The following is a 23,844-nucleotide window of genomic DNA, read 5'->3' as shown; positions in this document are numbered from 1 at the left end:
CCGCCCTTGCTTCGGCAAGAGCGGTTTTTGTATAATCAAAATAATTATTTTTGAGATTGAAGTTGTGCTTGAATTTCGTTAATGATTTGCTCAGCGCCTTCAGGGCTAAGAACCAATTTACCGCCTGCAAGTTTAAGGTTGTCATCAGAAACTTCACCTGTAACTTGGCAAGTCATGTTTGGTTTATATTTTTTCAAGATGATTTTTTCGTCATCTACATAGATTTCAAGAGCGTCTTTTTCCGCGATTCCAAGCGTACGGCGAAGTTCGATCGGAATCACCACGCGTCCTAGCTCATCAACTTTACGTACAATACCTGTAGATTTCATATTCATTCTCCTCCCGAAAGATTGTTATTTTTATAGGTGTTTATTATCTTCGTCATTATTCGACAAAATCCTTACAGTCCTAGCATAACAAGGTTTCCAATAAACGTCAATCATTTTCTTTTCTATTGTTTGTAAAAATTAGATCATATAGTCAAAAGACCTTGGAAGAACTGATGTAACAAGGGAAATGAAGATGATAAAACAGTAGGATCAATCAAAAAAAAGCCCTTAAATCAAGACTTTCGAACTAAGGTTTTTCCTCATATCGATTATATACGACATTATTCGACAATGAAAGCATTTTTTTGTCGAAGTATAATATTTCTTTCTGTTAAAAAATTTGTAATCGACCGTATTCATGATGGATCGACAATGTATATTTTCTTGAACTTGAAGGCTAAGATGGTATCATATAAAGAGGGATTATATATTGAGTATATACTGAATGAATACACATGCCGCTCTCGTCCTTTGGGCGGGAGTTTTTTGACATTTTAATTGGGAGGTTCCATCATGCCGCAAGAAAAAAATACGTTTTACATCACTACACCCATTTATTACCCAAGTGGAAAGCTACATATTGGACATGCCTACACAACCGTTGCCGGTGATGCGATGGCTCGGTATAAAAGACTGAGAGGCTTTGATGTCAGGTACTTAACAGGTACAGATGAGCACGGACAAAAAATCCAGCAAACGGCGGAGAAGGAAAATATTACTCCGCAGGAATTGGTCGATCGTGCGGCAGAAGACATTCAGCAGCTTTGGAAAAAGCTCGACATATCCAATGACGATTTCATACGGACGACAGAGGAACGTCATAAAAACGTGATCGAAAAGGTTTTTCAGAAGCTGCTTGACAATGGTGATATATATCTTGATGAATATGAAGGCTGGTACAGTATACCTGACGAAACGTTTTACACCGAAACCCAGCTCGTTGATGTTGAGCGAAATGAAAAAGGCGAGGTAATCGGAGGAAAAAGTCCTGACAGCGGCCATCCCGTTGAGTTAATCAAAGAGGAATCTTACTTCTTCCGCATGGGAAAATATGCGGACCGGCTGCTTGCTTTCTATGAAGAAAATCCTGAATTCATTCAGCCTGAATCCCGCAAAAATGAAATGATCAACAACTTTATTAAACCGGGTCTTGAGGATTTGGCTGTTTCCCGGACGACGTTCGACTGGGGAATAAAAGTGCCCGGCAACCCGAAGCATGTCATCTATGTTTGGATAGACGCGCTGTTTAATTACATTACGGCACTTGGCTTTAATACGGCAAACGATGAAAATTATCAAAAATATTGGCCGGCAGACGTTCATCTTGTCGGTAAAGAGATCGTCCGTTTCCATACCATTTACTGGCCGATTATGCTGATGGCATTGGACCTTCCGCTGCCGAAAAAAGTTTTTGCCCACGGATGGCTGCTGATGAAAGACGGAAAAATGTCTAAATCAAAAGGAAATGTGGTCGATCCAGTCACATTAATCGACAAATACGGACTTGATGCATTGCGTTATTATCTTCTCCGCGAAGTGCCGTTCGGTTCTGACGGCGTATTTACACCGGAAGGATTTGTCGAGCGGATTAACTATGATTTAGCGAATGATTTAGGCAACCTGTTAAACAGAACGGTCGCCATGGTCAACAAATACTTTGACGGCCGGGTTCAGTCATACGAAGGCCCGGTTACCGCTTTTGACGAACAGTTGTCATCATTCTCACAAAAGACAATTGAAGCGTACGAACAGGCGATCGAAAATATGGAGTTTTCTGTAGCGCTTTCTTCATTGTGGCAGTTTGTCAGCAGAACGAATAAATACATTGACGAGACAGCCCCATGGGTACTGGCAAAAGATAAGGACAAAGAAAAAGATCTTCAATCGGTCATGTACCATTTGGCAGAGTCGTTGCGCATCACTGCTGTATTGCTGCAGCCGTTCTTAACGCAGACGCCTGAAAAGATTTTTGCACAGCTCGGTGTTACGGATGCGTCATTGAAAAACTGGGACAGCATTAAAAGCTTCGGCCAGCTGAAATCGGTCAAAGTTCAAAAAGGAGAACCGTTGTTCCCGCGTCTTGAAGCGGAAGACGAAGTCGCTTATATCAAATCAAAAATGCAGGGAACGGCTCCAAAAGAAGAACCGAAACAAGAGGAAAAAGCAATTGAAAGGCTTCCGGAAATCACGATAGACGATTTTATGAGCACGGAGCTGAGAGTGGCTGAAGTCATCCATGCCGAACCCGTCAAAAAAGCGGACCGTCTGTTAAAGCTTCAGCTTGATTTGGGCTTTGAAAAACGCCAGGTCGTTTCAGGAATTGCCAAGCACTACAAACCTGAAGAGCTTGTCGGCCGGAAAGTCATTTGTGTAACAAACTTAAAACCGGTCAAACTAAGAGGAGAACTTTCTCAAGGCATGATATTGGCTGGAGAAGACAACGGCGTTCTGTCGCTTGCAGCGGTAGACAGTTCATTATCAAACGGAACGCGAATCAAATAAATGTTGGCAAAGGGTGTTCCACGTGTAACATTTCGTCGAACACCTTTTGTTTTTCGACAATATCTAAAAAAGGTGGCATTTTGATGTTATTTGATACACATGCACATTTAAATGCCGAGCAATTTAATGAGGATTTGGAAGAAGTCATTGCTCGGGCAAAGGAAGAAAAAGTGGAGCACATTGTTGTTGTGGGATTCGATCGTCCGACGATTAAGCGCGCAATGGAATTGATTGAAGCATACGATTTTATTTATGCTGCCATCGGGTGGCATCCGGTTGATGCAATTGATATGACCGATGAAGATTTGGCTTGGATCAAAGACCTCTCTGCCCATGAAAAAGTTGTGGCGATCGGTGAAATGGGACTTGATTATCATTGGGATAAGTCGCCGAAGGACGTTCAAAAAGAGGTGTTCAGAAAACAGATTGCTTTGGCAAAAGAAGTCGGCTTGCCAATCGTGATTCACAACCGTGATGCAACAGAGGATGTCGTTTCTATTTTGCGGGAAGAAGGGGCCGAGGAAGTCGGCGGGATCATGCACTGTTATACCGGAAGCGCCGAAATTGCACAAGAGTGCATAAATATGAATTTCTACCTATCTTTCGGCGGTCCCGTCACATTTAAAAATGCCAAAAAGCCGAAGGAAGTGGTCAAACAAATACCAAATGACCGACTTTTAATTGAGACGGACTGCCCGTATTTAACGCCGCATCCATACAGAGGAAAGCGGAATGAACCAAGCTATGTGAAGCTTGTCGCCGAACAAATTGCTGAATTGAAAGGGATGACTTATGAAGAAATAGCGGCCATCACCACAGAAAATGCAAAAAAACTTTTCGGCATCAGCTGACACGATTTGATATCGAGCCTTGTTCAAGCTTGTCTCTTCGGGGGACGGTTCTAAAAAGTTCTACATGTCTGTTTGCACTCATAGGATATCTTTGTCGACAAGTCTTTCTTTCTTTTATGAGGTGGTTTTCCCATAATAAAAGAGATGGCGGGCTTGCGGAGAAATAGAGAGGAGGGTTGACAGGCTTGTAGATACTCTATATAATCTCCCCGAGGAGAAGGAGGCGTTTTTCATCATACAAAAAATGAAAAAGCTGTTTTCCGTAAAGCTTAGCAAAAGCAGATGGATACTGATTGCTGCTGGACTGCTTGTCGCAGGAAGCGGAACTGCTTACGGAGCACATGAGCTCGCTAAACAGCAAGTCACCATTTCGATAAACGGGAAAAAGCAGGATGTTCGCACGAATGCGGAAACCGTAGGTGAACTGCTGAAAAGCTTAGACATCGAGACGAGGAAAGAAGATCACATCTCTCCCGCTGAAGATACAAAATTAACGGCGAACACGAATGTTGAGTATGTTGCCGCAAAACCTGTTCATTTCGCGGTCGACGGACAGGAAAAAGAAATCTGGACAACAGCGGGTACTGTCGGCAAACTGCTGAAAGATTTAAATCTAGAGTTGGCGGAACACGATCAAATTGAACCCTCAGTTGATAAAGAAATAACGAAAGACATGAAGCTGACTTTGCAAAGGGCTTTTAAAGTAACCGTAAAGGATGCCGGTAAAGATAAAGATATATGGACGACTTCGACTACGGTCGCTGACTTTTTAAAACATCATAAGATCAGCATAAAAGGCGATGATGAAGTTAAGCCTGCGCTTGATAAAAAGCTGACAAAAGATCAGGCGATTCACATTACTCGTATCAAAAAAGTCACCGATGTAGTGGAAGAGAACATCCCTTTTGAAGTCCGCAAAAAAGAGGACGATTCACTTGAAAAGGGGAAAGAAAAAGTTGTACGGGACGGTAAACATGGCAAGCTTAAAAAGCACTATGCCGTTGTGATGAAAAACGGCAAGGAAGTTTCCAGAGAACTGGTTAAAGAGGAAACAGCCGCTGAAAGCAAAGCCAAAATCATTGCTGTCGGTACAAAGCAAGCCGCAGTGGCTACAGTCAGCGCGAATGTATCGCGCGGAAATCAATCCTCAGGAAAAGAATTTTATGTATCCTCTACAGCTTATACGGCAAGCTGCAACGGATGCTCTGGCCACACTGCGACCGGCGTTAACTTGAAAAATAATCCGGGTGCTAAAGTGATCGCTGTCGATCCGAGCGTCATTCCGCTGGGTTCTAAAGTACATGTAGAAGGATATGGCTACGCGGTTGCAGCCGATACAGGCTCAGCCATCAAAGGCCGTAAAATCGATGTATTCTTTCCGAGTAAGTCTACAGCTTACCGCTGGGGTAACAAAAGAGTTAAAATCAAGGTGTTGAACTAAATATCATTTATTACGCTTCTTATATAAGCAGAGGGATTTTGCGCCCTCTGTTTTTTTGGTTATAATAGATCCATCTTGTTTTCTAATTAATTAGACGGTTTTATTACAAAAAGGTTTCAATAATTTTAAAAATGTAATAAAAGGTTTTTCACTATACGGAGGAAGAAATGAAGATTAAAGAAATCATTGTTGTCGAAGGCCGTGATGACACAGCAAAAATCAAATCGGCTGTTGATGCTGATACGATTGAAACGAACGGATCTGCCATAGGGGAAGACGTCATCAAACGGATTCGGCTTGCCCAGGAAACGCGCGGGGTCATTATTTTAACCGATCCTGATTTCCCGGGGGAAAAAATCAGAAAAACGATTGCAGAAAAAGTCCCCGGCTGCAAGCATGCATTTTTACCCAAGCATTTGGCAAAGCCTAAAAATAAGCGCGGAATCGGTGTTGAACATGCTTCGCTTGAGGCAATCCGCGAATGCTTAAAAACCGTTCAGGAGGAAATGGAGGCGACGGAACCTGAGATTGAGGCTCGGGATTTAATCGAAGCCGGCCTGATCGGGGGCCCTCTGGCAAAACAAAGGCGGGAGCGGCTCGGCGAGATATTGAATATCGGCTATACAAATGGGAAACAGCTTCAAAAGCGGCTGCAAATGTTTCAGATCAAAAAGAGTGATTATTTAAGCGCACTGGATGTTGTGCTGCGGGAGGAAGAGCATGAATAAAGATATCGCCACCCCAATTAGAACTAAGGAAATTCTCAATAAATACGGATTTTCATTCAAAAAAAGCCTGGGGCAGAACTTCTTGATTGATACGAACATATTGGACAGAATTGTCGACCATGCGGGGGTGACGGAGCGTACCGGCGTGATTGAAATCGGTCCGGGGATCGGGGCATTGACCGAGCAGCTGGCAAAGCGTGCGAAGAAAGTGACGGCCTTCGAAATCGACCAAAGGCTCCTGCCGATTTTAAAAGATACGCTTTCTCCGTATGATAATGTGACTGTCATTCACCAGGATGTCCTGAAAGCCGATGTCCGGGCGGTAATGGACGAGCAGTTTCAAGACTGCGATGAGGTGATGGTTGTCGCCAACCTCCCGTATTACGTCACGACTCCGATCATCATGAAGCTTTTAGAAGAAAATCTGCCGCTGAAAGGGATCGTCGTCATGCTTCAAAAAGAGGTGGCGGACCGAATGGCTGCGAAACCTTCTACAAAGGAATACGGGTCCCTTTCCATCGCGGTTCAGTTTTATACCGAAGCCAAAACGGTCATGAATGTGCCAAAGACTGTATTTGTCCCTCAGCCTAACGTGGATTCCGCGGTCATCAGGCTGACGCTGAGGGGAGAACCGGCTGTCGCGGTTCAAGATGAAGCCTTTTTCTTTCAAGTCGTAAAATCCAGCTTTGCACAGCGCCGAAAAACGCTTTTCAACAACCTCGTTAACAACCTGCCGAATGGCAAAGAGAATAAATCAAAAATTGAAAGAGCGCTTCAGGATTCACAAATCGACGGAAAACGACGCGGAGAATCGCTGAGCATTGAAGAGTTCGCCGTCTTATCTGACCGCTTGAGAGCAGTCCTTCTTTAATGGAGGGCTTTTTTTATTTGAAGCCGGGCTTTAAGCCTGATCAGGCTTGTCATCCGTTCACCACTTGAAGGGCGGGCACATAGGCTAAAGAAGCACCTTTACTTTTCATTGCTTTATATTCATCAGGATGGGGCTTAGTCTATGTGTGGAGTGAAAAGCATGCAATTTAAAATAGGCGATATGGTCGTCAGAAAATCTTATCGAAGAGATATCTTATTTCGAATTATACGAATTGATCAATCGGCAAATGGAGAACCTGTGGCCGTTTTGCACGGAGATGAGGTCAGATTAATCGCTGACGCATATTTAACGGACTTGGAGATGGTCCGCGAGGCTGAGCGGCAGATGAGAAAGCGGGAAGAAGAATCGAGAATGAAGGAATCCCTCGATCTTCTCCGCCAGGATTACAAACTCCTTCACAATAAACATGAGTACCGCGCCACAAACCAATATAACAATCAACAGCAGTACTTTCATATGCCTGGAAGAGTCCTTCATTTAGACGGGGATTCGGCTTATTTAAAAAAATGTCTGGCGCTCTATGAAAAGATCGGGGTTCCTGTATACGGCATTCATTGTTATGAAAAGAAAATGTCATCGGTCATCGAGGAACTGATCGATGAGTACCGCCCGGATCTTCTCGTCATCACCGGACACGATGCCTATTCTAAGCAGAAGGGTGATATTAACAATCTGGATGCCTACAGGCATTCAAAAGATTTTATCGAAACCGTTCAAAAAGCGAGAAAAAAAATTCCCCATCTTGATCAGCTTGTCATTTTTGCAGGCGCATGCCAGTCCCATTTTGAATCACTGATCAGAGCCGGTGCAAATTTTGCAAGCTCTCCGTCAAGAGTCAACATCCATGCGCTTGATCCGGTCTATATAGTCGCAAAAATCAGCTTCACACCGTTTATGGACCGCATTAACGTCTGGGAAGTGCTCAGAAACACCCTGACGAGGGAAAAGGGACTCGGAGGCATTGAGACGCGAGGCGTATTGCGAATCGGAATGCCATATAAAACAAAAGAAAACGATTAAACGAGCCCGCCGGATGGCGGGTTTTTGCCATACAGCCGAATGTTTTTACCTTTTTTTAAAAAAACATACATAATGAAACGAAAAATGAGGAAAATAAGGGAAAGTCGGCGTATAATTTGTCACAAATATTTTATTGACAGAGGCTTATGAACGTTGATATAATTTAAATTTTATTTGACAAAAATGGGCTTCTGGTGTATACTGAATATAGTGAGGTGGATGCAATGGCGAAAACGTTGTCCGATATTAAAAGATCGCTTGATGGACATTTGGGAAAAAGGCTGACGTTAAAAGCAAACGGTGGCCGCCGAAAAACGATTGAGCGTTCGGGCATTTTAGCTGAGACGTACCCTTCTGTTTTTGTGATACAACTAGACCAAGACGAGAATTCGTTTGAAAGAGTTTCATACAGTTATGCGGATATTCTTACTGAGACGGTTGAATTGAGATTTTCTGATGATAAAACCAGCTCAGTAGCCCTTTAATAAGCAGCGGACTTTATGTTTGCTGCTTTTTGTTTTGCCTTTTTTTATCCAGAATTTTTCGGGGAAGTTCTGCACAAATCGAGCAAAGCTAATACATGTCACTTGTTTTATGATGAGTCAGACGGATGGTATGATACTTGAAAGGGGCTGTTTCGCATGGGCAGACGTCGAAGCATCATGTCAGAGGAATTCAAAAATGAATTGGCTAAGGATCTTGGATTTTACGACACGGTAAAAACCGAGGGCTGGGGCGGAATTCGGGCCAGAGACGCCGGTAACATGGTGAAGAGGGCCATTGAATTAGCCGAACAGCATATGGCTCAAAACCAGCAAAATCATTAAAACAGTGACATACGGAGGGCGCTTCTGTCCTCCGTTTTTTTCATTGATCTGCATTCAGCCGATCAGGTGCTGCAAACGCCTTGAGGATTCGCTGAAGGGGGCAATCGCGATCTGCGGGAATGACCGCATGCTAAGAGCGCGGTGTCCTGCACGTGCGCATGCATTTGTACTTGTATGGAAAATGACCGCATGCTAAAGGCGCGGTGTCCTGCACGGGTGCATGCATTTGTACTTGTAAGGATGACCGCATGCTAAAGGCGCGGTGTGCTGCACGTGCGCATGCATTTGTACTTGTAAGGATGACCGCATGCTAAAGGCGCGGCGTCTTGCGCGGGCGCATGCATTTGTACGTCCTGTACTTCAAAATATGTTACAATGTGGATACTTATGTTTAGATGGAGAAGTAGGTGAATGGATTGCGTATTTTAGAGAAGGCGCCGGCTAAAATTAATTTGTCGCTCGACGTTCGCCGCAAACGTCCAGATGGGTATCATGAAGTAGAGATGGTCATGACGACAATTGATTTGGCGGATCGGATTGAATTAACCGAGCTGGCAGAAGATAAAGTAACGGTTTCTTCGCATAACCGCTTTGTTCCCGACGATCAGCGAAACCTTGCTTATCAGGCTGCAATGCTCATGAAAGAACGATACGGCATTAAAAAAGGTGTTTCTATATTTATTACGAAAGTGATTCCCGTTGCTGCGGGGCTTGCGGGAGGAAGCAGCGATGCGGCTGCCGTCTTCAGAGGGCTGAACCGGCTGTGGGATTTGAAGCTTTCGATGAATGAACTGGCTGAGCTTGGCGCTGAGATCGGATCTGATGTCTCCTTTTGCGTACATGGAGGAACGGCTCTTGCAACTGGAAGAGGAGAGAAAATCCGTCATATCGAGACTCCGCCGCACTGCTGGGTTGTGCTGGCAAAGCCGACGATCGGCGTATCAACTGCAGAAGTGTACAAGCAGCTGAAAGTCGATGAGATTGAACATCCGGATGTTCAAGGTATGATTTCTGCGATCGAAGAGAAGAATTTTCAAAAAATGTGCGACAAACTCGGCAATGTTCTCGAATCTGTTACATTGAATATGCATCCCGAAGTCGCGATGATCAAAAATCAAATGAAGCGGTTTGGCGCCGATGCTGTGCTGATGAGCGGGAGCGGCCCCACTGTGTTCGGATTGGTTCAATACGAATCAAAAGTACAAAGAATCTATAACGGATTAAGAGGGTTTTGCGATCAGGTTTATGCGGTGCGGATGATCGGAGAACAAAATGAACTTGATTAAATCCGTATGTTAAGTTATATTATTTTTAAAAATATTCGGATTTTGGAGGTAAGTGCATGAAGTTTCGTCGAAGCGGCAGATTGGTGGATCTGACAAATTATTTGTTGACCCATCCGCATGTCTTAGTGCCATTAACCTTCTTTTCAGAACGGTATCAATCTGCTAAATCATCCATTAGTGAAGATTTAACCATTATTAAGCAGACCTTCGAGCAGCAGGGGATCGGGACGCTTCAGACCGTGCCGGGAGCAGCAGGCGGCGTTAAATACATTCCAAAGGTAAAACGCGATGAAGCGGAGGAATTTGTAAAGTCGCTCGGTGAGTCATTGATCGATTCGGAACGGATATTGCCCGGCGGATATTTGTATTTAACCGATATCCTTGGCAAGCCCTCTGTATTAACGAAGGCCGGCAAGATTTTTGCTTCAGCTTTTTCAGACAGGGAGATCGATGTCGTGATGACGGTGGCGACAAAAGGAATTCCTCTGGCATATGCGGTAGCCAGCTACCTTGATGTGCCGACGGTGGTCGTCAGAAAAGACAATAAGGTAACTGAAGGTTCAACGGTCAGCATTAACTATGTGTCTGGATCTTCCAACCGCATTCAGACGATGTCTCTTGCAAAACGCAACTTGCAGACGGGCTCGCGCGTTTTGATTATAGACGACTTTATGAAAGCGGGAGGAACGATCAACGGTATGATCAATCTTCTCGAGGAATTCAATGCCCATGTAGCAGGCATCGGTGTTCTTGTGGAGGCTCAGGGAGTCAAGGAGCGGCTGGTCGATGAGTACATGTCCCTTTTGACTCTTTCTGAAATTGATATGAAGGAAAAAAAGGTGGAAATCCAAAACGGAAACTTTCAGCGTTTTTTTGCAGACAATGAATAGGAAATGGGGAGTTTGAGATGACAAAGGTTGTTCAGACAAAAGAAGCACCGGCGGCGATCGGACCGTATTCACAAGGAATTGTTGTCAATAATATGTTTTACAGTTCAGGGCAAATTCCACTGACCCCGTCGGGTGAAATGGTGACTGGAGACATCACAGAACAGACGCATCAAGTTTTCCGCAATTTAAAAGCCGTGCTGAAAGAAGCGAACGCCTCTCTGGAGACTGTCGTCAAAGCAACTGTGTTTTTGGCGGATATGAATCAGTTCGCAGAGGTGAATGAAGTTTACGGACAGTACTTCGATACCCACAAACCGGCGAGATCATGTGTTGAGGTGGCAAGGCTGCCGAAAGACGCGCTCGTTGAAATAGAAGTCGTCGCATTAGTAAAATAGAAAAAACTCCGAAAAGATGGTTTTGGTCTCCAAAATCATCTTTTTTGTTTGGAAAATTTGTCAATTCAGTGTTTTTTTATCCCAATATTACAAAAATATTTTTAATTATGCAGGAAAACAAAAAAAAACCGTTGAATAGTTACACTAATGTTTTTATATTGGGAAAAGGTGGTGAACTACTGTGGAAGTTACCGACGTAAGATTACGCCGCGTGAATACCGATGGTCGCATGAGAGCGATTGCATCCATCACGCTGGATCACGAATTTGTAGTGCATGATATTCGTGTAATTGATGGAAACAATGGTCTTTTCGTTGCGATGCCAAGTAAGCGTACACCTGATGGAGAATTTCGTGATATCGCTCATCCAATCAACTCAAGCACCCGCGGAAAAATTCAGGACGCGGTGTTAAATGAATATCATCGTTTGGGTGACGTTGAGGAAATAGAATATGAAGAAGCTGGAGCTTCTTAAAAAAAGAAGGGCTTATGGATAAGCCCTTTTTGTTTTGAAAAAAAATAATCTTATCATAATAAAATGACAATATATGGTTTGTGATTGCGTATAACAGAAACAGGAGGTAAAACATATGGCGGTTTGAGAATCCCATCCCGAAGGAATCAATTTGTCTCCCTGATCAGTGAATCCTAAATATACTCTGAATATCCAAAATATGCTGTCTTGATTTTCCGATTTCTCATTTTGGCTTGCTTGAAATCAACTCATATTTAGGATATATTTTTCTATGGATAATAGGGATAATGGAGGCCAATACATGGATAAGCGGTTTGCAGTTGTGTTAGCAGCTGGTCAAGGAACAAGAATGAAATCAAAGCTTTATAAAGTTCTTCATCCGGTTTGCGGAAAACCTATGGTCGAGCATGTTGTCGACGAAGCTCGCAAGCTATCATTAGAAAAACTTGTCACAATAGTTGGACATGGAGCCGAAGATGTCAAAAAACACCTCGGGGAAAAAAGCGAATATGCCCTGCAGGCTGAACAGCTCGGAACAGCCCATGCCGTTAAGCAGGCCAAGTCGATTCTTGGAAGCGAAAAAGGAACGACTATCGTCATTTGCGGAGATACACCGCTTTTAACTGCCGAAACGATGGAAGCCATGCTCAATGAGCACCAGAAAAAAGCAGCAAAAGTGACGATTTTAACCGCTGTAGCGGAGGATCCGACAGGCTACGGACGCATTATTCGCAATGAAAACGGCGATGTTGCAAAAATTGTCGAACATAAAGATGCAACAGACGAGGAAAGACTTGTCAAAGAAATTAACACAGGAACTTATTGTTTTGACAACGAAGCTCTTTTTCAAACGATCGAGCAGGTTTCCAATGACAACGTACAAGGGGAATATTATCTTCCGGATGTCATTGAGATCTTGAAAAATCAAGGTGAGACTGTAGCCGCTTATCAGACTGGCAACTTCCAGGAAACGCTCGGAGTCAATGACAGAGTCGCCCTTTCACAAGCGGAAATTTATATGAAGCAGCGGATCAATAAACGCCACATGCGAAACGGCGTAAGCTTAATCGACCCTGACAACACATATATTTCACCGGAAGCCGTCATCGGCAGAGATACCGTGATTTATCCCGGCACCGTTATTAAAGGGCGGGTTGTCATCGGTGAGGACGCGGTCATCGGACAGAACAGCGAACTCGAAAACAGTACGATCGGCAGCAGAACGGTTATTAAGCAGTCCGTTGTCGTGAACAGTGAAGTCGGTGACGATGTTACAATTGGACCGTTTGCTCATATCAGACCTGATTCAAAGATCGGCAATGAGGTAAGGATCGGGAATTTCGTCGAAGTGAAAAAATCGGAATTTGGTGATCGCAGCAAAGCATCTCATTTAAGCTACATAGGAGACGCGGAAATCGGAACGGATGTCAATCTCGGCTGCGGGTCGATTACCGTAAATTATGATGGGAAACATAAGTTCAAAACGAAGATTGAAAATGGGGCATTTATCGGCTGCAATTCCAATTTGGTCGCTCCGGTGACAATCGGCGAAGGCGCATACGTCGCTGCGGGTTCAACGATTACCGACGATGTACCAGGCAAGGCTTTGTCTATTGCCAGAGCAAGACAAGTCAACAAAGAAGACTACGCTGAGAACATACACAAAAAATAATCCTAAATCGGAGGTTTACCATGTCTAAATATGAAGACGACAATTTGAAGATTTTTTCTTTAAACTCAAATCCGGGTCTTGCGAAGGAAATCGCAGATATCGTCGGAGTTGAGCTAGGAAAGAGTTCTGTTAAACGCTTTAGCGACGGTGAGGTTCAAATTAATATTGAAGAAAGCATCCGCGGCTGCGACTGCTATGTCATCCAATCGACAAGCGCACCCGTGAACGAGCATATTATGGAGCTTTTGATTATGGTGGATGCGCTGAAACGCGCATCGGCGAAAACGATTAATATCGTGATGCCTTACTACGGCTATGCCCGTCAGGACCGTAAAGCCCGTTCCCGTGAGCCGATCACAGCCAAACTGGTGGCAAACCTGCTGGAAACCGCCGGAGCTACCCGTGTGATTGCACTTGATCTTCACGCGCCGCAAATCCAAGGTTTCTTTGATATACCGATCGATCATTTAATGGGTGTTCCGATTTTAGGTAATTATTTTGAAGAGAAAAATTTCAAGGATGTCGTGATCGTGTCCCCTGACCACGGCGGTGTGACGCGTGCCCGCAAATTGGCGGACCGCTTGAAAGCGCCGATTGCGATTATCGATAAACGCCGACCTAAGCCGAATGTAGCCGAGGTTATGAATATCATCGGACATATTGAAGGGAAAACAGCCATTTTAATTGATGATATTATTGATACGGCAGGAACGATTACGCTTGCGGCTAATGCGCTCGTCGAAAGCGGCGCAGAGGAAGTGTATGCATGCTGTACACATCCGGTTCTTTCCGGTCCGGCGATCGAAAGAATCGACAATTCGAAAATTAAAGAGCTCGTTGTGACCAACAGCATTGAGCTTCCTGAAGAAAAGAAAATCGCGAAGTTCAAGCAGCTTTCTGTTGCACCGCTTCTGGCAGAAGCGATTATTCGTGTGCATGAAAAACAATCTGTCAGCTTCCTGTTCGATTAATTTGCTGATTCTGGTTTAAAGTTTTGTCGTTATGGGTATGGTTTTAGAAAGACCAATCTAACGATAGGATGGTGCTGAACATGGCAATTTTAAAAGCGGAAGAAAGAACGGATTCCAGACGGTCTTCTTTAAGAAAGATCCGGCAATCCGGGTATGTGCCGGGTGTCATTTACGGAAGAAACCTGGAAAACAAATCCGTTGCGTTAGACAGTATTGAGCTTTTAAAAATTTTGCGAGCTGAGGGCAAAAATACGATTATCAACTTGGATATAAACGGAGACCAGCACTCTGTTATGGTGACTGAGCTGCAGACGGATCCATTAAAAGATTCAATTGTACATGCCGATTTTAAAGTGGTTGATATGGAAGCGGAAATGGAGGCGACGGTTCCTGTAAACCTTACGGGTGAAGCAGAGGGGATTAAACAGGGCGGTGTTCTTCAGCAGCCGCTTTACGAGCTGTCTGTCACAGCGAAGCCGAAGAACATTCCGCAAACGATCGAGGTCGATATTTCCAGTCTCGAAGTCAACGATGTTCTAACCGTCGGCGATATTCCGTCTAAAGGCGATTATTCATACAACCATGAGCCTGATGAAGTTGTTGCATCCATTCTTCCTCCTCAAAAGCAGGAAGAAACGGAAGCCGAATCAGCCGCTCAAGACGTTGAGGAACCAGAAAAAGGCACTGAAGAGGAAAAAGAAGAATAAGTACGTAAGACGTAATCCTCCCGCGGTTACGTCTTTTGTGCTAGAATGAGGGGAAATTAGGATGCTCCCCCTCAGTATGCTGAGGCAGGGTTTTGCTTAAGGGAGGATATAGAATAATGCTTGTGTTTGCAGGATTGGGCAATCCGGGTAAAACATATGAAAATACGAGACATAATGTAGGATTTATGACGATCGACGAGCTTTCAAAAGAGTGGAACATTCCGCTTGATAAAACAAAGTTCAACGGTCAATACGGAATCGGATTTGTTTCCGGCAAAAAGGTTCTACTTGTTAAGCCGCTTACATATATGAATTTATCGGGAGAATGTTTGAGGCCGCTTTTGGACTATTATGAGATCCCTGTTGACAATTTGAAAGTGATTTACGATGACTTGGATCTTCCGACCGGAAGAATCCGTCTGAGGACGAAAGGAAGCGCAGGAGGCCATAACGGCATCAAATCGATGATTCAGCATCTGGGAACAACTGAGTTTAACCGGATCAGAATCGGAATCGGCCGTCCGGTCAACGGCATGAAAATCGTCGATTATGTGCTTGGCGCTTTTACAGATGAAGAAGAGCCGGCGATACAAGAGGCCGTCAGACAATCGGCCAAGGCCTGTGAAGCTTCTCTGGAAAAACCTTTTTTAGAAGTCATGAATGAATTTAATGCCAAGGTATAAGGCAGAAGGGAACGGAACATACTAGTTTTAAAAAGACTCGGTATGGAGGTTCCTTTATGGCTTTACATTATTATTGCCGGCATTGCGGCGTTAAAGTCGGAAGTCTTGATCATTCTTATGTAAACAGTGAACAGTTAGGCTTTAACCACTTAACAAACGATGAAAGAAACGATATGATTTCTTATATGGATAATGGGGATTTACACGTGAAGACGATATGTGAAGATTGTCAAGAAGCGCTTGAGCGAAACCCGGATTATCACCAATATCATTCGTTTATTCAATAAATAGCTTTGGTGTAGAGACTAGACCAAAGCATTTTTCTATTTGAGGAAGAGAGGAGGGGCTCATTTGAACAATATTCAATCCTATATCACAAAAAGCGATGATTTTAAATCCATCGTCAACGGCTTGAACGAAGGGCTGAAGGAACAGCTGCTTGCGGGGCTCTCCGGATCTGCCCGGTCGTTATTTACAGCCGCTCTTACAAAAGAAACGAGACGGCCGGTATTTTTAATTACGCATAACCTTTATCAGGCTCAAAAAATTACAGATGACTTGACAGGGCTCATAAAAGATCAGCCTGTCCTTTTATATCCTGTCAACGAATTGATTTCTTCTGAAATTGCGGTGGCAAGCCCTGAGCTGCGCTCGCAAAGGCTTGATGTCTTAAATCGGCTTGCAAGCGGTGAAACGCCTATCGTTATTGCTCCGGCAGCAGCCGTCAGAAGAATGCTGCCCCCTGTCGAAGTATGGCAAAACAGTCAGATTCGCATTGAGACGGGGCGCGACATCGACCCGGAACAGCTGCTTCAGAAGCTTGTTCAAATGGGGTATGAGCGTACGGATATGGTGGCGGCTCCAGGCGAATTCAGTATTCGCGGGGGGATTATCGATGTCTATTCATTGACCGAAGAAAACCCTGTCCGGATTGAATTGTTTGATACAGAAGTTGACTCGATTCGTATATTCAATACGGATGATCAGCGCTCACTGGAAACGCGCGATGAAGTAACGATCGGCCCTGCGAAGGAACTGATCGTGCGGGATGAAGATCGGCAAAGAGCGCTTGAACAAATCGATAAAGGTCTTGCCAACAGTCTTAAAAAGCTGAAGCTTGATAAACAAAAGGAAATTCTCGATCAAAATATCGCGGAAGATAAAGAGCGGCTCAAGGAAGGTCATATCGGCCAGGAAATGGTTAAATACCTTTCTTATTTCTATGAGAGGCCTGCTAGTTTACTAGATTATTTCCCAAAAAATACTTTGCTGATACTAGATGAGATCAGCCGTATTCATGAAATGGAAGACCAGCTTCAAAAGGAAGAGGCAGAATGGATTACGAGCCTGCTGGAAGAAGGGAAAATCCTTCATGATACAGCAATGTCATTTCCTTTTCACAGCCTCATTTCAAAACAGTCCCGCCCGATTTTGTATTACTCGCTGTTTTTAAGGCATGTGCAGCACACCAGTCCGCAAAACATCGTCAATGTTTCAAGCAAGCAAATGCAGAGCTTTCACGGACAAATGAATGTGCTCAAAAATGAGATTGAACGGTTTAAGAAATCGAAATATACAACGGTTTTTCTAGGGGACAGCAAAGAACGCGTCGAAAAACTTGCGTCTGTATTGTCCGATTATGAGATCGAAGCCGCCCAGGCCGACCAGGATGCAGCGCTTGCCCAAGGCCAGATTTACATTATGGAAGGCGGTCTTCAATCCGGCTTTGAACTTCCGATGATCAAGCTGGCCGTCATTACCGAAGAAGAACTGTTTAAAAAGCGTGTCAAAAAGCAGGCGCGCAAACAAAAACTGACCAATGCCGAACGGATCAAAAGCTACTCGGAGCTTCAGATCGGCGATTATGTCGTCCATGTGAACCACGGTATCGGAAAGTATTTAGGGATTGAAACGCTGGAGATCAACGGCATTCATAAGGATTACCTGAATATTCACTACCAGGGAAGCGACAAGCTTTACGTACCGGTTGACCAAATTGATCAGGTGCAAAAATACGTCGGTTCCGAAGGCAAAGAGCCGAAGCTTTATAAACTCGGGGGAAGCGAATGGAAACGGGTTAAGAAAAAGGTTGAAAGCTCTGTCCAGGATATCGCCGATGACTTGATCAAGCTTTATGCCGAAAGGGAAGCAAGCAAAGGTTACGCGTTTTCTCCCGACCATGAAATGCAGCGTGAGTTTGAAGCCGCATTTCCTTATCAGGAGACAGAGGACCAGCTGAGATCGATCCATGAGATTAAAAGAGACATGGAAAAAGAAAGACCGATGGATCGGCTCCTTTGCGGCGATGTGGGCTACGGTAAAACGGAAGTGGCGATCCGCGCCGCCTTTAAAGCGATTGCAGACGGAAAACAGGTCGCGATCCTCGTGCCGACTACGATCCTCGCACAGCAGCACTATGAAACGATATTGGAACGTTTCCAGGACTACCCGATTAATATCGGTTTGCTCAGCCGGTTCCGGACGAGAAAAGAAGCAAATGAAACGATCAAGGGCTTAAAAAACGGAACGATTGACATCGTAATCGGCACTCACAGGCTGTTGTCCAAGGATGTCGTGTACAAAGATCTTGGACTGCTTATCATCGATGAAGAACAAAGGTTTGGTGTCACGCACAAGGAAAAAATTAAACGCATTAAAGCGAATGTCGACGTTTTGACGTTAACGGCAACTCCGATACCTCGAACCCTTCATATGTCCATGCTCGGTGTCAGAGATTTGTCAGTCATTGAAACGCCTCCGGAAAACCGCTTCCCTGTACAGACGTACGTTGTCGAATACAACGGGGCCCTAGTCAGAGAAGCGATAGAACGCGAGCTGGCCAGGGGCGGTCAGGTTTACTTCTTGTACAACCGGGTGGAGGATATTGAAAGAAAAGCGGAAGAAATCTCGATGCTTGTGCCTGATGCCAAGGTGACGTATGCCCATGGGAAGATGACAGAAAACGAACTCGAATCGGTCATGCTGAATTTCTTAGAGGGAGAATCGGATGTGCTCGTCAGCACAACGATTATTGAAACGGGCGTTGATATTCCAAACGTCAATACCCTAATTGTATTTGACGCAGATAAGATGGGGCTTTCCCAGCTGTACCAGCTGAGGGGCCGTGTCGGGCGCTCAAACCGTGTAGCTTACGCTTACTTTACGTACCGGAAGGACAAAGTCCTTACGGAAGTGGCCGAAAAAAGGCTTCAGGCGATTAAAGAATTTACAGAACTCGGGTCAGGATTTAAAATCGCGATGCGCGATTTAACGATCCGCGGCGCCGGAAACCTTTTAGGTGCGCAGCAGCACGGGTTCATTGATTCTGTCGGTTTTGATTTATATTCGCAAATGCTCAAGGAAGCAATAGAAGCTCGCAAGGGAGATGTACCGCAAGCTGAAAAATTTGAACCGGAAATCGATTTGGAGCTTGACGCATATATTCCGCAGACTTATGTGACAGACGGCAAGCAAAAAATAGATATGTATAAACGGTTCAGAGCGATTTCAACCATTGAAGAAAAGAGCGAGCTTCAAGACGAGATGATCGACCGCTTCGGCGAATACCCGAAAGAAGTCGAATATTTATTCGCCATCGCAGAGGCGAAGGTATATGCCATCACCGAACGCGTCGAGCTGATCAAGCAGGATAAAGACGCCGTCAGACTGACGATTGACGAAAAAGCTAGTGCCGAAATAGACGGCCAAAAACTGTTTGAACTCGGCAGTAAGTACGGCAGACAGATCGGCCTCGGGATGGAAGGAAAGAAATTGAAAATTTCGATTCAAGTGAAAAACCGAAATCCGGAAGAGTGGCTGGAAACGCTTCTCGAAATATTGAAAGGCCTTCAAAACGTTAAAAAGCAAACGATCGCTTCATCATAAAAATTTGTTGTTTCTCGCGTATATTACATTTGATGTGAAGGATACTAAAACCAATCAAGAGTGGAGAGTGTTACATAAGTACACAGCTCTGTTTATATCCACCAGATATATCATCAAATGAAAGAGAGGCAGCAGAGATGAAAGCAACTGGTATCGTACGTCGAATTGATGATTTAGGCCGGGTCGTGATCCCGAAGGAAATCCGCAGAACTTTGCGCATTCGTGAAGGAGACCCTTTGGAAATATTTGTGGACCGGGATGGGGAGGTTATTTTAAAAAAATATTCTCCGATCAGCGAGCTCGGCGACTTTGCAAAGGAGTATGCTGATGCGCTTTATGACAGCATGGGCCATTCCGTGCTGATTTGCGACCGGGATGTGTATATCGCAGTATCCGGGGGGTCTAAAAAAGACTATTTAAACAAATCGATCAGCGACATGGTCGAAAAGGCGATGGATCAGCGAAATTCTGTTTTGGAAGGAGACGCCAAGACAATTCAGCTTATTGATGGTATTGACGAAGAGGTTGCTTCTTATACCGTCGGTCCGATTGTTGCAAACGGCGATCCGATCGGAGCGGTTGTCATTTTTTCGAAAGACCAGTCAATCGGAGAAGTGGAACATAAAGCGGTTGAAACCGCCGCTGGTTTTTTGGCCCGTCAAATGGAACAATAGGTCTCATTCCTTTTATTTTGACATTCCTGCTCGAACGAGCTGGAATGCCGAAAGCGTTTTTCTCAGCTTGAATCAGCATCAGCAGTTGGAACAGCACCTTTTGGGCTGTTCTTTTTTAGTTCACAGTTGCAGGCGGGGTATGAGTCTTGAATATGGTATAATAAGCACGTTTCGTGCGCTTTTTAGAAAGCTGAGAGAAAGCGCATTGGAAGGAGCTTAAAGGAATGGGGTTTTTAAAAGGCCAAAGACAATGGATTTGGCAAGGCGCCTTTGTTTTATCATTGGCGGGGATATTATCAAAGATATTAAGCGCTGTATATAGAGTGCCTTTTCAAAATATAGTTGGAGATGTCGGTTTTTATATTTTTCAGCAGGTGTATCCGATGATCGGAATATCTGTGATGCTTGCCACCTCCGGGTTCCCGGTCATCATTTCAAAGTTGTTGAATGATTACGGGACGGCAAACCGGGCAAAAATTCTCCGGGTGTCTATGTTTTTTTTGTCGGTCGTGGGCCTTGGCTTTTTTCTTCTCTTGTTTGCCGGAGCCGAAGCCATCGCAGGGTTTATGGGTGATCCCGCCCTTGCCGGGGTGATCCGCGCCGTGTCGTTTTCTTATTTGCTGCTGCCGCTCGTGTCTTTGCTTAGAGGCTATTTTCAAGGAGGCGAACGGATGCTTCCGACGGCACTTTCTCAAATTGGAGAGCAGACACTCCGGGTCGGGGCGATCCTCATTTTGACGTGGTGGCTCGTCAAAAACGGCTTTTCCTTATATGACGCCGGGGCAGGGGCTGCCTTTGGCTCCCTTGTCGGCGGCCTTGCGGCGTTTTTCATTCTCGCCGTGTTTTGGGCCAAGCGTGAAAAGCAACCCGCTGCCGCCGGGATAGAGGCCGGTACAGGCGATATTTTGAAACAGCTGTGTCTGTACTCGGTTACGATTTGCACGGCCGGCCTCATGCTGATTCTCATCCAGCTCGTCGACGCAATGAACTTGTATTCATTGCTGGCCGGACAAGGAATGGACGAACTTCAGGCGAAACATACAAAAGGGGTGTATGACAGAGGACAGCCGCTTTTGCAGCTTGGAACCGTTTTTGCTGCGAGCATTGCGACAGCTCTTGTCCCGTCCCTTACAAAAGCGAAGAAAAATGGAGAAACGGCGGTTCTGGAGGAAAAGATCCGTTATTCGCTAAAAATGAGCTTCGTCATCGGCACTGGAGCAGCCGCCGGTCTGATATGCATTTTGGAGCCGGTGAATGTCATGCTGTTTAAGAACAGCGATGGAACGGCTGCGCTGCAGATTTTCAGCGTGTCGATTCTGTTTGCATCGTTGGCGATCACGATGACTGCTGTTTTGCAAGGACTCGGCAATACATGTCTTCCAGCTGTTTCCGTCTGCTGCGGCTTTTTTGTGAAAGCCGTATTGAACGAGCTCCTGATCCCCGGTTTCGGCATTTCCGGCGCCGCTTTTGCGACTATGATGTCATTCGCTACTGTCGCTGGACTCAATTTTTTTCAGCTGAAAAGGAAAGGCTGGATCAAGCTGCCGGAATACAGGATAGCGGGAGTTTTGCTGTCGGCTGTGATCATGTCGGCCGCTCTGGCGGTGTGGCTTTTTGCTTTTGAAGCGGCCATACCTCATGAAAACAGATGGATCGCGACTGCGGAAAGTCTTAGCGCCGTATTCGTCGGCGGCATTGTCTTTTTGTCCGGTATCTTCACATTACGCGTGTTTTCAGAAAAAGAACTTGAGCTTGTACCTTTTGGCAGCAAGCTCCTGACATTAAAACGAGAAAGGGGCGGCAGGCATGGCCGGTAAAATCACGGTAGTCGGCCTGGGGGCAGGCGATATGAATCAATTAACCCTCGGTGTATATAAACGGCTCACACAAGCGGAGGTTCTTTATGTCAGGACGAAAGACCATCCGTTAATAGAAGACCTGAAAAAAGAAATAGCTGAGATTCATTTTTTTGATGAGGTCTATGAAAAGCATGATCAATTCGAAGATGTTTACGAGGAGATCGTAGAGCGGCTGTTTGAGGAGGCGAAGCAGCGCGATGTGCTCTATGCCGTTCCGGGCCATCCGTTCGTCGCTGAAAAAACGGTTCAGCTTTTGCTTGAGAGGCGGGGCGCTCATCAGGCCGATGTCGTTGTCGAGGGAGGCCACAGCTTTATTGATGCGACATTAAATGCTTTGCAGATCGATCCGATTGACGGGTTTCAGTTTGTCGACGCCGTCCGGTTTTCCGCTGACGAAGTCGAGCTCCGTCATCATTTGATTATTTGCCAGGTATATGATCAAATGACGGCATCAGAGGTCAAACTGACGTTGATGGAAAAGCTCCCTGATGACTATGAAGTCGTCATTGTCACAGCGGCCGGAAGCAGTATGCAAGACATTCGGACAGTGCCTCTTTACGAATTGGACAGAAGTGTCGGTATCAATAATTTAACGAGCGTCTACGTTCCGCCGGTCAAAGACGAGGAGGTTCTGTACAAGGAATTTTCGATGTTCCGCAGCGTCATCAGGAAGCTGCGCGGACCGGACGGCTGCCCGTGGGATCGGAAACAAACCCATGAATCGCTCAAAAAATACTTAATTGAAGAATGCTATGAGGTGCTCGAGGCGATTGATGAAGAAGATCCCGACCACCTTGTTGAGGAGCTCGGCGATGTGATGCTCCAAGTTCTGCTGCATGCGCAGATCGGCGAGGATGACGGTCTTTTTACAATTGACGATGTGATTCGCGGCATTACGGCAAAAATGATCAGAAGGCATCCGCATGTCTTCGGAGAAGTATCTGTTCGTGATGAGGCCGACGTCATGGTAAACTGGGAAGAGATCAAGAAACAGGAGAAACAAGCGGACGATCCATCCCTTCTCGACGACATTCCAAAGCCGCTGCCTGCTTTGTCAAAAGCGAACAAGCTTCAGAAAAAGGCGGCAAAGACCGGATTCGACTGGTCGAATGTCCAGGATATTTGGGATAAAGTTCACGAGGAAATGAAAGAATTTTCTTCAGAAATTTCCGAAGCCGAACAGTCCAGCAAAAAAATGAAAGAAGAGTTCGGCGACCTTTTATTCGCTCTCGTCAACATCGGCCGGTTTTATAAAATTGAACCGGAAGAAGCCCTGGCGATGACAAATGCCAAGTTTTACAGAAGGTTCACACATATTGAACAATCTGCAAAGCGCATGGGCAAGGATCTGGAAATTATGACGCTTGAAGAAATGGACGAATTGTGGAATGAAGCGAAAGACATTGAAAGGAGCTGACAAGTGATGAGACTCGACAAATTTCTCAAAGTATCAAGGCTGATTAAAAGACGGACGCTTGCAAAAGAAGTGGCTGACCAGGGAAGAATTTCGATCAATGGCCAGCAGGCGAAAGCAAGCTCTGTTGTCAAAGCGGGAGACGAGCTTGCGGTGCGTTTTGGCCAAAAGCTTGTAACCGTCAAAGTCAATGAATTGAAGGATACGACAAAAAAAGAAGAAGCCGCTGATATGTATACCGTTCTCAAAGAAGAGAAGCTGGGAGGAGAATAGGCTTGTTCTAAAAAAATCCCCCGTCTCATACAATGCAGTATCGAATCTTTAGTATGAGGATATGGGGGAT

Annotated in this window: 22 protein-coding genes and 1 pseudogene; 22 read left to right on the top strand and 1 reads right to left on the bottom strand. The window is 45.0% G+C overall.

Features of this window, described 5'->3' with window-relative positions; all coding sequences use genetic code 11:
- Positions 1-44: 44 nt before the first annotated feature.
- Entirely contained in the window at positions 45-335 is a 291-nt protein-coding gene (locus M1E03_RS21360) for an AbrB/MazE/SpoVT family DNA-binding domain-containing protein (protein ID WP_085959887.1), read from the bottom strand.
- Between the two features lie 507 nt (positions 336-842).
- On the opposite strand from M1E03_RS21360, the gene metG reads away from it, so the two are divergent.
- The 22 genes and pseudogenes from metG to M1E03_RS21250 all read left to right on the top strand — a co-directional run bounded on the left by metG (position 843) and on the right by M1E03_RS21250 (position 23,774).
- On the top strand, positions 843-2,831 hold the full coding sequence (gene metG, locus M1E03_RS21355; RefSeq protein WP_035337513.1) for a methionine--tRNA ligase: 1,989 nt from the start codon (positions 843-845) through the stop codon (positions 2,829-2,831).
- 83 nt (positions 2,832-2,914) lie between these two features.
- Complete coding sequence (locus tag M1E03_RS21350; RefSeq protein WP_020449800.1) at positions 2,915-3,682, top strand: TatD family hydrolase; 768 nt, start codon at positions 2,915-2,917, stop codon at positions 3,680-3,682.
- A 244-nt stretch (positions 3,683-3,926) separates the two neighbouring features.
- Positions 3,927-5,123, top strand: coding sequence for a G5 and 3D domain-containing protein (locus M1E03_RS21345; protein WP_020449801.1), 1,197 nt, complete (start codon positions 3,927-3,929; stop codon positions 5,121-5,123).
- 167 nt (positions 5,124-5,290) lie between these two features.
- Positions 5,291-5,851, top strand: coding sequence for a ribonuclease M5 (gene rnmV, locus M1E03_RS21340; RefSeq protein ID WP_020449802.1), 561 nt, complete (start codon positions 5,291-5,293; stop codon positions 5,849-5,851).
- Positions 5,844-6,722 (top strand): 16S rRNA (adenine(1518)-N(6)/adenine(1519)-N(6))-dimethyltransferase RsmA, encoded by an 879-nt coding sequence (gene rsmA / locus M1E03_RS21335; RefSeq protein WP_020449803.1) that lies wholly within the window; start codon positions 5,844-5,846, stop codon positions 6,720-6,722. The genes rnmV and rsmA overlap by 8 nt, the downstream gene beginning before the upstream one ends.
- Positions 6,723-6,881: 159 nt before the next feature.
- Positions 6,882-7,763, top strand: a complete 882-nt coding sequence (gene yabG / locus M1E03_RS21330) for a sporulation peptidase YabG (RefSeq protein ID WP_023855980.1) — start codon at positions 6,882-6,884, stop codon at positions 7,761-7,763.
- 224 nt (positions 7,764-7,987) lie between these two features.
- Positions 7,988-8,248, top strand: a complete 261-nt coding sequence (veg, locus tag M1E03_RS21325; RefSeq protein ID WP_003178187.1) for a biofilm formation stimulator Veg — start codon at positions 7,988-7,990, stop codon at positions 8,246-8,248.
- Between the two features lie 156 nt (positions 8,249-8,404).
- Positions 8,405-8,590, top strand: a complete 186-nt coding sequence (locus tag M1E03_RS21320) for a small, acid-soluble spore protein, alpha/beta type (RefSeq protein ID WP_003178189.1) — start codon at positions 8,405-8,407, stop codon at positions 8,588-8,590.
- A gap of 416 nt (positions 8,591-9,006) precedes the next feature.
- Positions 9,007-9,876 (top strand): 4-(cytidine 5'-diphospho)-2-C-methyl-D-erythritol kinase, encoded by an 870-nt coding sequence (ispE, locus tag M1E03_RS21315; protein WP_025809574.1) that lies wholly within the window; start codon positions 9,007-9,009, stop codon positions 9,874-9,876.
- Positions 9,877-9,932: 56 nt separating this feature from the next.
- Positions 9,933-10,786 (top strand): annotated as a pseudogene (gene purR, locus M1E03_RS21310) (pur operon repressor); the annotation flags it as partial.
- The gene (ridA, locus tag M1E03_RS21305; protein WP_020449807.1) at positions 10,784-11,161 is read left to right on the top strand and encodes a 2-iminobutanoate/2-iminopropanoate deaminase; all 378 of its coding nucleotides are present in this window, start codon (positions 10,784-10,786) and stop codon (positions 11,159-11,161) included. The pseudogene purR and the gene ridA, both read left to right, overlap by 3 nt.
- A 181-nt stretch (positions 11,162-11,342) precedes the next feature.
- Positions 11,343-11,636 (top strand): septation regulator SpoVG, encoded by a 294-nt coding sequence (spoVG, locus tag M1E03_RS21300; protein ID WP_003178198.1) that lies wholly within the window; start codon positions 11,343-11,345, stop codon positions 11,634-11,636.
- Positions 11,637-11,937: 301 nt separating this feature from the next.
- Positions 11,938-13,308 carry a bifunctional UDP-N-acetylglucosamine diphosphorylase/glucosamine-1-phosphate N-acetyltransferase GlmU gene (gene glmU, locus M1E03_RS21295; protein ID WP_026578999.1) on the top strand — a complete coding sequence of 457 codons (1,371 nt, stop codon included), beginning with the start codon at positions 11,938-11,940 and terminating at the stop codon, positions 13,306-13,308.
- A 20-nt stretch (positions 13,309-13,328) separates the two neighbouring features.
- Positions 13,329-14,279 carry a ribose-phosphate diphosphokinase gene (locus M1E03_RS21290; protein ID WP_020449809.1) on the top strand — a complete coding sequence of 317 codons (951 nt, stop codon included), beginning with the start codon at positions 13,329-13,331 and terminating at the stop codon, positions 14,277-14,279.
- Positions 14,280-14,359: 80 nt separating this feature from the next.
- Positions 14,360-14,986: a 50S ribosomal protein L25/general stress protein Ctc gene (locus M1E03_RS21285; RefSeq protein WP_020449810.1), complete on the top strand. Its 627-nt coding sequence runs from the start codon at positions 14,360-14,362 to the stop codon at positions 14,984-14,986.
- A 116-nt stretch (positions 14,987-15,102) separates the two neighbouring features.
- The gene (gene pth, locus M1E03_RS21280) at positions 15,103-15,669 is read left to right on the top strand and encodes an aminoacyl-tRNA hydrolase (RefSeq protein ID WP_025809572.1); all 567 of its coding nucleotides are present in this window, start codon (positions 15,103-15,105) and stop codon (positions 15,667-15,669) included.
- A 56-nt stretch (positions 15,670-15,725) separates the two neighbouring features.
- Positions 15,726-15,956: an anti-sigma-F factor Fin family protein gene (locus tag M1E03_RS21275; RefSeq protein ID WP_003178210.1), complete on the top strand. Its 231-nt coding sequence runs from the start codon at positions 15,726-15,728 to the stop codon at positions 15,954-15,956.
- 64 nt (positions 15,957-16,020) lie between these two features.
- Positions 16,021-19,554 (top strand): transcription-repair coupling factor, encoded by a 3,534-nt coding sequence (mfd, locus tag M1E03_RS21270; protein ID WP_025809571.1) that lies wholly within the window; start codon positions 16,021-16,023, stop codon positions 19,552-19,554.
- Between the two features lie 137 nt (positions 19,555-19,691).
- Positions 19,692-20,228: a stage V sporulation protein T gene (gene spoVT, locus M1E03_RS21265; protein ID WP_020449813.1), complete on the top strand. Its 537-nt coding sequence runs from the start codon at positions 19,692-19,694 to the stop codon at positions 20,226-20,228.
- A gap of 224 nt (positions 20,229-20,452) precedes the next feature.
- Positions 20,453-22,045, top strand: coding sequence for a putative polysaccharide biosynthesis protein (locus tag M1E03_RS21260; RefSeq protein WP_105980624.1), 1,593 nt, complete (start codon positions 20,453-20,455; stop codon positions 22,043-22,045).
- Positions 22,035-23,504, top strand: a complete 1,470-nt coding sequence (gene yabN, locus M1E03_RS21255; RefSeq protein ID WP_224146597.1) for a bifunctional methyltransferase/pyrophosphohydrolase YabN — start codon at positions 22,035-22,037, stop codon at positions 23,502-23,504. The genes M1E03_RS21260 and yabN overlap by 11 nt, the downstream gene beginning before the upstream one ends.
- A 6-nt stretch (positions 23,505-23,510) precedes the next feature.
- Positions 23,511-23,774 carry an RNA-binding S4 domain-containing protein gene (locus M1E03_RS21250; protein ID WP_003178218.1) on the top strand — a complete coding sequence of 88 codons (264 nt, stop codon included), beginning with the start codon at positions 23,511-23,513 and terminating at the stop codon, positions 23,772-23,774.
- The last annotated feature ends 70 nt before the right edge of the window (positions 23,775-23,844 follow it).

Source organism: Bacillus sp. PK6-013, assembly GCF_054161445.1.
This window is presented reverse-complemented; position numbering and strand designations above follow the sequence as displayed.